Origin of the sequence: Asticcacaulis sp. (assembly GCF_020217185.1) — a bacterium.
GTDB lineage: Bacteria > Pseudomonadota > Alphaproteobacteria > Caulobacterales > Caulobacteraceae > Asticcacaulis.
In genome coordinates this window covers 1-10,000 of sequence record NZ_JAIWNX010000032.1, presented here as the reverse complement: position 1 = coordinate 10,000, position 10,000 = coordinate 1, and the positions used below count along the sequence as shown (strand labels likewise).

Here is a 10,000-nt window from a genome sequence, read left to right as displayed (position 1 = left end):
GCGCCCGCGTCTCTCAGGCCAAGTCGGGTCTGGGGCCGCGTGTAACGCTGGGGGCCGGTTACGCCACCAGCGCGCCGACCGATGATTTCAAGGATCTGGATAAGCGCGACGCGGCCACGGCTTCGCTGCGTTTCACCATGCCGCTGTTCAGCGCCGGCTATAATTCGTCGCGCGTGCGTCAGGCCACCGAAGGCTATACGGCGCAGAAGATCAGCGTCGAGCTGGCGCGTCGCAATGTGGTGCAGAACGTTTCGACCGCCTGGGCCAATATGGCGGCCGCCCGCACGGCGACTCAGGCCAATCAGGAGCAGGTGCGCGCCGCTACCGTCGCCGCCGAAGGCGTCAAGTACGAGCAGCAAGTGGGCTTACGCACCAATATCGAAGTGCTGAACGCCGAGCAGGAACTGCGTCAGGCGCAACTGGCGCTGATCAATGCGCAGCGCGCCGAATACGTCGCCGCCTCACAGGTGCTGGCGGTCATGGGCGACCTCGAAGCCCGGACCCTGACGCCGCAGGCCGAAATCTACGATCCGGCCAAGAATTTTGACGCGGTCAAGAACAAGGGGGCGACGCCTCTGGAGCCGGTAGCCCGTGCACTGGACGGCCTTGCCGATTCGTCGGGTGAGATCGTGAAAACGCGCTAATAACCGCGCAGGTTCAAAGCCAAGGCGGGCGGGAAGGTTCAGGCCTTTCCGCCCTTTCTTTTGCCGATCGGCTTCAAATTTTGTTAACCCTGTTGGCCGCACACTTATCGTGATGATTCCGACAGGTGGGGAATGAGCCTGTCAGGCGAAAATAGGGCGCATAAAGAACGCTTAACAGTTGCCAAAAACCCCTGAGCCGTGTCTTTATGGCACAGACTATCCTTTTCGAGTGATTCACCGACATGTCCGAAACCGCCCACGAACCCACGATGGAGGAAATCCTCGCCTCGATCCGCCGGATCATTTCCGAGGACGATGCCCCGGAAGAAAAGGCCAAGCCTGAGCCTGAGCCCGAAGTCGTTGCGGCTGAGCCCGAACCCGAAGTCGCCTTTGACGAACCGGAAGATGAGCCGGAAGTCGAAGAAGAGGACGTGCTGGAACTGACGACACCGGTGGCGACGCCGAAGCCCGCCGTGTCGATCGGCGATATCGACGCCTTTGATCCGGAACCGGTGGCTGTGGCCCCCAAGCCCGCGCCGAAACCCGCTCCGCGCGTCGATTACGAGACCACTTCGCACCTCGTGTCAGAGCGCACGGTACAGAGCGCGGTATCGGCCTTTGGCCAACTGACCAGCGCCAGCCTGCTGCCGCGCGAAGGCCGCTCGATCGAAGACCTGCTGACCGAAATCCTGCGCCCGATGCTGCAGGACTGGCTGGACGGCAACCTGCCGGCCATCGTCGAAACAGCGGTGCGTGAGGAAGTGGAACGTCTGGCCCGCCAGGCGCGCCGCTAAGCGCAAAACGCTTTTTTACCTGTTACCGGAGCGGCGTCCTGTGTTAAGGACGCCGCTCTTTCTGTTTCATGCTTACACGCGAAAAGACCATGCTGGAAAAGACCTTCGACCCCAAAACCGTTGAACCGCGCCTCTATGAGATGTGGGAAACGTCCGGTGCGTTCAAGCCGAGCGAGGACGAAGGCGCCGTACCCTTTTCCATCGTCATCCCGCCGCCCAATGTGACGGGCAGCCTGCATATCGGCCACGCCCTGAACAACACGCTTCAGGACGTGCTGACGCGCTTTGAGCGGATGCGCGGCAAGGCGGCCCTGTGGCTGCCCGGCACCGACCATGCGGGCATCGCCACGCAGATGGTGGTCGAGCGTCAACTGGCCGCCGCCGGCAATGTCGGTCGCCGCGATATGGGCCGTGAGGCCTTTGTCGAAAAGGTATGGCAGTGGAAGGCTGAAAGCAGCGGCACCATTCAGGGCCAGTTGCGCCGTCTGGGGGCGTCGTGTGACTGGTCGCGCGAACGCTTCACGCTGGATGAAGGCCTGTCGGCCGCCGTGCGCAAGGTCTTCGTGCAGCTTTATAAAGAGGGCCTGATCTACCGCGACAAGCGTCTGGTCAACTGGGACCCGCATTTCCAGACCGCCATCTCCGACCTTGAGGTCGAGCAGAAGGAGGTCGATGGCCATTACTGGCACTTTGCCTATAGGCTGGCCGACGGCGTGACCTTCGACTATCCGGTCAAGGACGAAGAGGGCAATGACACCCTTGAGACCCGTGACTATATCGTCGTGGCGACCACCCGCCCGGAGACGATGCTGGGCGACACGGCGGTGGCCGTGCATCCGGATGATGAACGCTATCAGGCCCTGATCGGTAAGGACGTGATCCTGCCGATCACCGGGCGTCGCATTCCCATCGTCGGTGACGACTATGCCGACCCGACCAAAGGCTCCGGCGCGGTGAAGATCACCCCGGCGCACGATTTCAACGATTTTCAGGTCGGCAAGCGGCATAACCTGCCGCTGATCAATATTCTGACGCCGTTCGCCACGCTGAACGACGAGGTGCCAGAGGCCTATCGCGGTCAGGACCGTTTCGCGGCGCGCAAGGCGATCATCGCCCGCGCCGAGGAAGAGGGCTGGCTGAAGGCCATCGAAAAGACCAAGCACATGGTGCCGCACGGTGACCGGTCGGGCGTGGTGATTGAGCCCTTCCTGACCGATCAGTGGTACGTCAATGCCGGTGAACTGGCCAAGGAGGCGCTGGCCGCTGTCGAAGACGGCCGCACGGTGTTTGAGCCGAAGAACTGGGAAAAGACGTACTTTGAGTGGCTGCGCAATATCGAGCCGTGGTGCATTTCACGCCAGCTCTGGTGGGGCCACCGTATCCCGGCATGGTTTGGCTTTGAGAAGGATAATTCTCAAACACCGGCTATTTTCGTCGAAGAGTCCGAGCAAAAAGCCATTACTGCTGCGGAAAAACTCTATGCGGAGAAAGTAGTTGTGGTCGGTAGCTACACCGAAGCGGTTATGCTAGCGGCGGAGACTAACGACGGTGAAAAAGTCTGGCCTATCTGGCAAGACGAAGACGTCCTCGACACCTGGTTCTCGTCGGCCCTGTGGCCGTTTTCGACCATGGGCTGGCCGGAACAGACGCGCGATCTGGAACGCTTCTACCCCACCCACACGCTGGTCACCGGGTTCGACATCATCTTCTTCTGGGTCGCCCGCATGATGATGATGGGCCTGCACTTTACCGGGAAGGCCCCGTTCCAGCGCGTCTTTATCAACGCCCTTGTCCGCGACGAGAAGGGCCAGAAGATGTCGAAGTCGAAGGGCAATGTGATGGACCCGCTGGTGCTGATCGACGAATTCGGTGCCGACGCTTTGCGCTTCACCCTGACCGCCATGTCGGGGCAGGGCCGGGACATCAAGCTGGCCAAACAACGTATTGAAGGTTATCGCAATTTCGGCACCAAGCTGTGGAACGCCCACCGCTTTGCCCAGATGAACGACTGTGCGGCGGTGGCCGGTTTCGACCCGTCGTCGGTCAGGCTGACGCTCAGCCGCTGGATCCGTGGCGAGACGCACAAGACGGTGAAGATCGTCACCGAAGCGCTGGAAGCCTGCGCCTTCGATGACGCGGCCAATGCGCTCTATAAGTTCGTGTGGAACGTCGTCTGCGACTGGTACGTCGAGCTGTCGAAGCCGATCCTCAACGGCGAAGATGCCGAGGCCAAGGCCGAAATCCGCGCTATGACGGCGTGGGTGCTGGATCAGTGCCTGATCCTGCTGCACCCGGTCATGCCCTTCATCACCGAAGAACTGTGGGCGGCAACCGATGGTCGCGCTAATTCCCTGATCGTCGAACAGTGGCCGGTCTATGACGCGGCGGCGATTGATGCCGCGGCGGATACCGAGATCAACTGGCTGATCGAGCTGATTTCCGAAGTGCGCAGCGTGCGTTCGGAAATGAACGTGCCGGGCTCGGCCAAGGTGCCTTTGACTCTCACCGGGGCCGGGGCGCAGACGCAGGGCTGGCTGAGCACGCACCGCGACCTGATCCTCTTCCTGGGGCGTCTGGGCGAGGTCGGCATGGCCGAAACGGCCCCTGTCGGCTCGGTGCCCTTCGTGATCGCCGAGGCGACCGGTAATCTCAGCGTGGCGGAGTTCATCGACCTGAAGGCCGAGGCGGCGCGTCTGGCCAAGGACATCGCCGCCTTTGACAAGACCATCGAAGGGACCAGGCGCAAGCTCGACAACCCGGAGTTTGTCAAAAAGGCCCCGGAAGAGGTGATCACCGAAAATCAGGAACGCCTGAAAGACGCCGAAGATGGCAAGGCCCGCCTGTCGGCGGCGCTGGAACGGCTGAAAGCGGCCCTGTAACCCAAAGCCCCGGCGCACACCGGGGCTTTTTTTTCATTCTGCGGCGGGCAGGGGCGGTAGCCGTCTGCCCCGCAGCGGCAGGAAGCGCGCCACGGCACGCACCACCTGTGCCCGCTGTTGAAACACCAGCGTGCCGGCCAGCGCGACGGTTACAAGGCTGATCAGGTGCAGGCTCAGGGGCACGGGCAGGATGGCGCGCTGCTCGATCTCGTTCAGCACCAGTATGCTCCCGGTCAGGCCGATCAGCCCCCACGCGCTGACGCTGGCCCAGCGGCCGCCTTGCCGCGCGACCAGATGCGCCAGCAGTGCGTCAAAGGGCACCACAAGCAACAGGTCGTAATCCATCAGGCGCGGATTGAGTACCTGCGCCAGCCCCATCCCCAGAACCAGCCGTTCATTTCGGCTGAGTTGGCCCAGTTCCGCCAGAGCCAGACCCGAAAGGGCCAGTGTCCCCATCACCACAGGCAGAAGCGACAGGGCGACCGGTGAAGTGCTGTCTATGCCCCAACTGTGCAGCCAGCCGAAATAGCTGATGCCCGTCTGGTCGCTGAGCACCACCTGCGACAGGGTGTCCTTCCACAGAGGCGTAAGCGGCGAAGGGCTGTGCAGCACCCACAGGCTGAGGCTCAGGCCCGCCACGACGCCCGCCGCCGTCCACCCCATGCGCCAGCGCAGGGGCCGGTCCATATAGGCCAGAACGATCAGATAGGTCAGAAGGACAGGCTTGATCATGCTGACGACGGAGACGGCCAGCACAAACGGCCACACCCTTAGCGGCAGGCTGAGCGCCCCCAACAGCACCACCCCATGCAGCAGGATGGCGATATTGCCGCAGGCGATGCAGCCGCCGGTAAACAGGGCCAGAAAGGGCAGTTTCAGCCGGATATCGACCTCCGGCAGGGCGAATTTGACGGCATAGGCGCTCAGCCCGCAAAGCGCCAGCACCCACAGACCACCGAACAGCAGCCGGTATCCGTCGGCCCCCAGATGCGCGATCACAAAGGCCACGCCTTCGACGACCGGCGGCGCATAGACGAAGACGGCACTTTTCAACCCCGCGCAGGATGGCGCGAGATCATAGGGATTGCCGCCTTGCAGCAGGGTCAGGCCCGCGCAGGTGACGGCATCGAAGTCCTCAAAGCCCGGCGTACCCCGCACAAACCGCCCGGCCAGTCCCCCCAAAACCGGAAGCGAGCATAAAACGCCCCACCACAGCGGGGGCAGGTGCGTCAGGCGGGGACTGGGGGCCATATCTTTTCTCTCTGTATCGAAAGAAAAGACAGGTCGCCGCTCATATGGATGAAACTAAGGAGACTGTGTGTCCGGCGGTTCGCAGTCGTGGCAAAAACCGGGCAATCATGTCGTTTCCGGTCCTTTTTGGTGTCTGGGCCTACAGGCGTCCCTGTATAATATCACCCAGAAAAGGCTTGGGATTTTTCAGGGTTTGCTGGATGATATCCTTGTTTTGCCGGATCACGATCAGGCTGACCCACAGGACAAGGGCGACAAAGGCCGGGGACATGATGTCGGCGGGCTTGAAGTCCTTGATGGGCAAGACGGCCATGAAAAAGCCCGCGACGCCGATCCACAAAAACGTCCACGATACCTTAGAGAAGGTGCGCTCGCCGTAATCGCGCGCCACCATAACGACCGCCGCCAGCATGGTTGGCAGGAACAGCATGTCGTAGGACATCATGCGCGGATTGATCAGTTGCGCCATCCCCAGCCCGATCAGGATGCGCGTATCGAGGCTGAGCTTGCCCAGATCACAGAGCAGAAGCCCGGCCAGCGCCATGATCGGGAAATAGATGGCAAAGGCAATCAGGGTGGCGGGATGATCTATGGTCAGGCCCACCCATTCGGCCCAGGCGAGCAGGGTATAGCCCGGCTGTTCGATCAAAGTGATGTCGTAGATGGTCTTTTGCCACACCTCATAGAGCGGCCCGGCGGTGCGGCTGATCCACACATAGAGGCCGATGCCGATGACGGCCCCGGCGGCGGACCACACGAGCCGCGAGCGCAGGGGCCGCGCATCATACATCAGCACGATCAGATAGGTCAGGAAGACCGGCTTGATGATCGAAGACACCAGCACGACCAGCAGGAAGGGCAGGCGGGTGCGGCGGATCATCAGGGCTGTGCCGATGGCGGCGGCGTGGCAGATGACGGCGATATTGCCGCACGATACCGCTGAGCCAGAGACGATCGTATAGCCCAGCAGGCGGATATGCAGCGGCAGGTTGGGGAAGCTCCGTTTCAGCCCGTACCATGCAATGACCAGCAGGGCGGCGATCAGAAACGGCGCATAGAGCCAGCGCGCCCCGGTCAACCCCGTCACCTCGATAATCGGGCGCAGGAATTCACCAATCTGCGGCGCATAGACGTAGGGCGCGGCCTTGAGGCCTTCGCAGGCCGGTTCGTAGGCATAGGGCGACAGGCCGCGCCGCATATAGTCGGCCCCGCAGATCAGGGCGTCAAAGTCGTTCATCCACCACTTGCCCTTGACCAGACGCCCCAGCAGGTGACTGACCACCGAAAAGCTGATCAGGAAGAGGAACCAGAAGCGCGTGGATTTTTTTTGCGTGTGCGCCTGCAACCACGTCAGGGCGTCGGGACGGGGCTTGCGGAAAAATTCAGTCAGGGACACGGGCAGACTTTCGGAAGAGGAGAGCGGTCAGGATGGCGTCGCGGCGCTGGGCAAAGGTCAGGGCCCCCACAGTCAGAACGTAAAGACTTAAAAGTAACGTACTGATGCGCGTGGTGAAATCGCCCAGTTCGGCGGCCCCGCCGATAAGGCAAAAGACGCAGATGACGGTCAGAATCGTACGGCCGCGATCCTTCAGGACGCTTAAGGGTTTGGAGGTTGCGAGGAGGGACGGACTATAGAGCGCGATATAGGCCAGCCCGACGCCGATCAGGAACACGTCCTGCGACATCAGGCGCGGAATGGTCAGGACGCCAAGGCTGAGGCCCAGCCAGATGCGGGCGCGGGTGTCGAGTTTCAGCCCTTCGGCGATGGCAAGCCCGCTCAAAGCCATCAGACCCGCAAAGACCAGCCAGCCCAGATTGGCCGCTATACTGTCGCCGCGCAGGCCCAACAGGCCCAGCCAGCCGTAAAAGCTTTCGCCCGGCGTGGTCGTATAGACAAACCCCGACAGGGTGGCGCGCCAGCTTTGCGACAGGGCCGAGCCTTCGGTGGCAAACAGGACGGTGGGCAAAAGCCCGGCAATGGCCGCGATGGCGGACCAGCCGAGCCGCTTCCACAGGGGCAGGTCGATAAACAGCAGCACCAGCAGATAGGTGAGGAAAACCGGCTTGATGACGCCGCACAGGGCGACCACGGCCGCGAACAGCCACGAATAGCGCTTGGCGACCAGCGCTGAGGCCAGCACCGCCGCGTGGCACAGGACGGCGATATTGCCCCACACCACGGCGCTGCCGGTCAGGAAGGCGGCAAAGGGGATTTTGTCGAGCAGGGTGGGCTCAGGTCCTGCGCCCGTTTTGGGCCGAGGGGCGTAAATCACCCCCAGCAATACCGCCAGACTGAGGACATAGAGCGCACCATAGAGCCAGATCAGGCCGTCCTGACCGATCAGGCGAATCACGCCGGCAAAGGCTTCGGCGACGACGGGCAGATAGACATAGACCGCCGTCGTGCCCTCCATCGCCTCGCATTTGAGGTTGAGATCGTACAGCGCGCCGCCGTCAATGACCTTCTGCGCGCCGCAGGCCACGGCGCGATAATCACCGAACCAGGCGTGGGATTTGGCGATCTTGCCCAACACGCCGGAGAGCAGCGGCAGGAAAAAGACGAAGACAATCAGTCCGATACGCACCGTCGGGGGAAACCGTTTCATCCACACCTCAAAAAAGCCCCGTAGCCTCCGCTCAAGGCCGCTTCGGCGGAGCGCCATTTTGATGCCGCTATGCCAAATCAAAAGTTTGTTATATACCGCGACCCACACGGCCACAGGCCCGCACCATAAGTTTCAGGAGTTGTTTTTGCCAGACGCAAATTTTGCCGCTGACAAAGCCCCGGACGCTGCCGCGCCCGATCTCAGCCTTATCATCTGCACGCTGAACGAAGGCGCGGCCATCCGCAGCGTGATCACCGAGATCGCCGGACACCTGAGCGGCCTCAACTATGAAATCCTCGTCGTCGATGACGATTCGAAGGACAATACCGCCGCCGAAGTGAGCGATCTGGGCAAGAGCGATCCGCGCGTGCGCCTCTATGTGCGCAAGGGTGAGCGCGGCCTGTCGTCCGCGGCTATCCGCGGCTGGGACATGGCGCGCGGTCGCGTGCTGGGCATTATGGACGGCGACGGTCAGCACGACCCGGTGGCCATCCGCGCCCTGGCCGACATGATCCTCAAAGGCGACAAGGACCTGGTCTGCGCCTCGCGCTATATCGGCAAGACGGATACGGGCCTGAGCTTTATCCGTGATCTGGGTTCCAAGGCGGCGACGCTGGCTACCGGTCTGGTGCTGAAGGCGCCCCTGACCGATCCGATGAGCGGCTGCTTCATGATGACGCGCGACTGGTACGAAACCGCGCGTCCCAACCTGACCGGGGTGGGTTTCAAGATTCTGGTCGATCTGGTGGCCTCGACCAAGGTGCGCCCGCGCTTCGGTGAGGTGAAGGCGTCTCTGCGTCAGCGTCAGGGCGGTGAGTCCAAGCTCGATATCCGCGTCGTGCTCGACCTCGGCGCGCTGCTGATCGAAAAGGCCACCAACGGCATCATCTCGGCGCGCTTTGTCCTGTTCGGGCTGGTCGGCGTGTCGGGCGCGTTCGTCTATGCGATAATTCTCGCGCTCAGCCATTCGCTGCTGCGGGTCGATGGCGGCCTGCCCCTCTATCGCTACCAGGTGCGCTACGACGACATCATCAACTACGGTCTGGCCATCTGGCTGTCGATGACGTGGAACTTCTACATCAATAACGTCCTGACCTTCCGCGACAAGCGCCTGAAGGGCTGGCCGATGATTACCGGTCTGCTGGGCTTCTACTTCGCCTGTTCCATCGGGGCGCTGCTCAGCCTTGGGGTGGCGATCCTGCTGAAGGACTATTTCGGCATTCACTGGTTCGCAGCCGGCATTTCGGCGGCGCTGCTCAGCGGCGTGTGGAACTACTGGGGGGCCAAGGCCTTCGCCTGGAACCAGAAAAAAGGGACCAACTAATGATCGAGGAAAAGTTGCCCGGCAAGCCGGGTACTTTTCCTCGGGCCATATCGAGAAAAATCTCTTGGGGCGGCCCCTCGAGATTTTTCAGTTTTTGCTTATCAGAATAAAAAAAGCGCCCTGCACCAAGGGGGGAAGGTGCAGGGCGTCAGTGGACCCGGATATCCTCTGAAATCAGAGAATGGGGAGGGGGTTAGTAACGATCGCGGCGGTCGTAACGGTCGTAGTGATCGCGGCGATCATAACGGTCGTCATAACGGTCACGACGGTCATAACGGTCATCGTAACGGTCGCGGCTGCCATAGTACTGGCACTGGGTGTTGTCCGAGCCGACCTTGGCCCCGATCAGGCCGCCGACGACGGCGCCCAGAATAGTCCCTTCGGTGCGGGCGTTGCGGGCCGAGACGCCGTTACCGACGGCGGCACCGGCAACGGCACCCAGAACCGCGCCATTGGTCTTGTTATTCGTCTTGCGCTCGGCGCAGGCTTCCGAATAGCTGCG

8 protein-coding genes are annotated in these 10,000 nt (G+C 61.9%); 4 read left to right on the top strand and 4 right to left on the bottom strand.

The features are described from left to right. The 3 genes from LDL37_RS01540 to LDL37_RS01530 all read left to right on the top strand — a co-directional run. A partial coding sequence (locus LDL37_RS01540) for a TolC family protein (protein WP_290793311.1) occupies window positions 1-644 on the top strand: 644 nt, incomplete at its 5' end. 242 nt (window positions 645-886) lie between these two features. Further along, entirely contained in the window at window positions 887-1,438 is a 552-nt protein-coding gene (locus tag LDL37_RS01535; RefSeq protein ID WP_126424045.1) for a DUF2497 domain-containing protein, read from the top strand. A gap of 89 nt (window positions 1,439-1,527) precedes the next feature. Further along, entirely contained in the window at window positions 1,528-4,317 is a 2,790-nt protein-coding gene (locus LDL37_RS01530; RefSeq protein WP_290793313.1) for a valine--tRNA ligase, read from the top strand. A gap of 33 nt (window positions 4,318-4,350) precedes the next feature. On the opposite strand, the gene LDL37_RS01525 is transcribed toward LDL37_RS01530, so the two are convergent. From LDL37_RS01525 to LDL37_RS01515, 3 genes are all read right to left on the bottom strand, one after another. Further along, window positions 4,351-5,568 carry a hypothetical protein gene (locus LDL37_RS01525; protein ID WP_290793308.1) on the bottom strand — a complete coding sequence of 406 codons (1,218 nt, stop codon included), beginning with the start codon at window positions 5,566-5,568 and terminating at the stop codon, window positions 4,351-4,353. 139 nt (window positions 5,569-5,707) lie between these two features. Continuing rightward, complete coding sequence (locus LDL37_RS01520) at window positions 5,708-6,964, bottom strand: hypothetical protein (RefSeq protein WP_290793306.1); 1,257 nt, start codon at window positions 6,962-6,964, stop codon at window positions 5,708-5,710. Beyond that, a complete protein-coding gene (locus LDL37_RS01515; RefSeq protein WP_290793304.1) occupies window positions 6,951-8,174 on the bottom strand; it encodes a hypothetical protein in 1,224 nt (407 codons plus the stop codon). Before LDL37_RS01515 ends, LDL37_RS01520 begins: the two co-directional genes overlap by 14 nt. 145 nt (window positions 8,175-8,319) lie before the next feature. On the opposite strand from LDL37_RS01515, the gene LDL37_RS01510 reads away from it, so the two are divergent. Then, complete coding sequence (locus LDL37_RS01510; protein ID WP_290793302.1) at window positions 8,320-9,498, top strand: glycosyltransferase; 1,179 nt, start codon at window positions 8,320-8,322, stop codon at window positions 9,496-9,498. A 193-nt stretch (window positions 9,499-9,691) separates the two neighbouring features. On the opposite strand, the gene LDL37_RS01505 is transcribed toward LDL37_RS01510, so the two are convergent. Beyond that, on the bottom strand, window positions 9,692-10,000 hold a 309-nt coding region (locus tag LDL37_RS01505), incomplete at its 5' end, for a glycine zipper 2TM domain-containing protein (RefSeq protein ID WP_290793300.1).

Excerpts from the sequence above, each read along its gene's own strand:
- LDL37_RS01525 (WP_290793308.1), bottom strand. The coding sequence starts at position 5,568 with ATGGCCCCCAGTCCCCGCCTGACGCACCTGCCCCCGCTGTGGTGGGGC.
- LDL37_RS01535 (WP_126424045.1), top strand. The coding sequence starts at position 887 with ATGTCCGAAACCGCCCACGAACCCACGATGGAGGAAATCCTCGCCTCG.
- LDL37_RS01515 (WP_290793304.1), bottom strand. The coding sequence starts at position 8,174 with ATGAAACGGTTTCCCCCGACGGTGCGTATCGGACTGATTGTCTTCGTC.
- LDL37_RS01530 (WP_290793313.1), top strand. The coding sequence starts at position 1,528 with ATGCTGGAAAAGACCTTCGACCCCAAAACCGTTGAACCGCGCCTCTAT.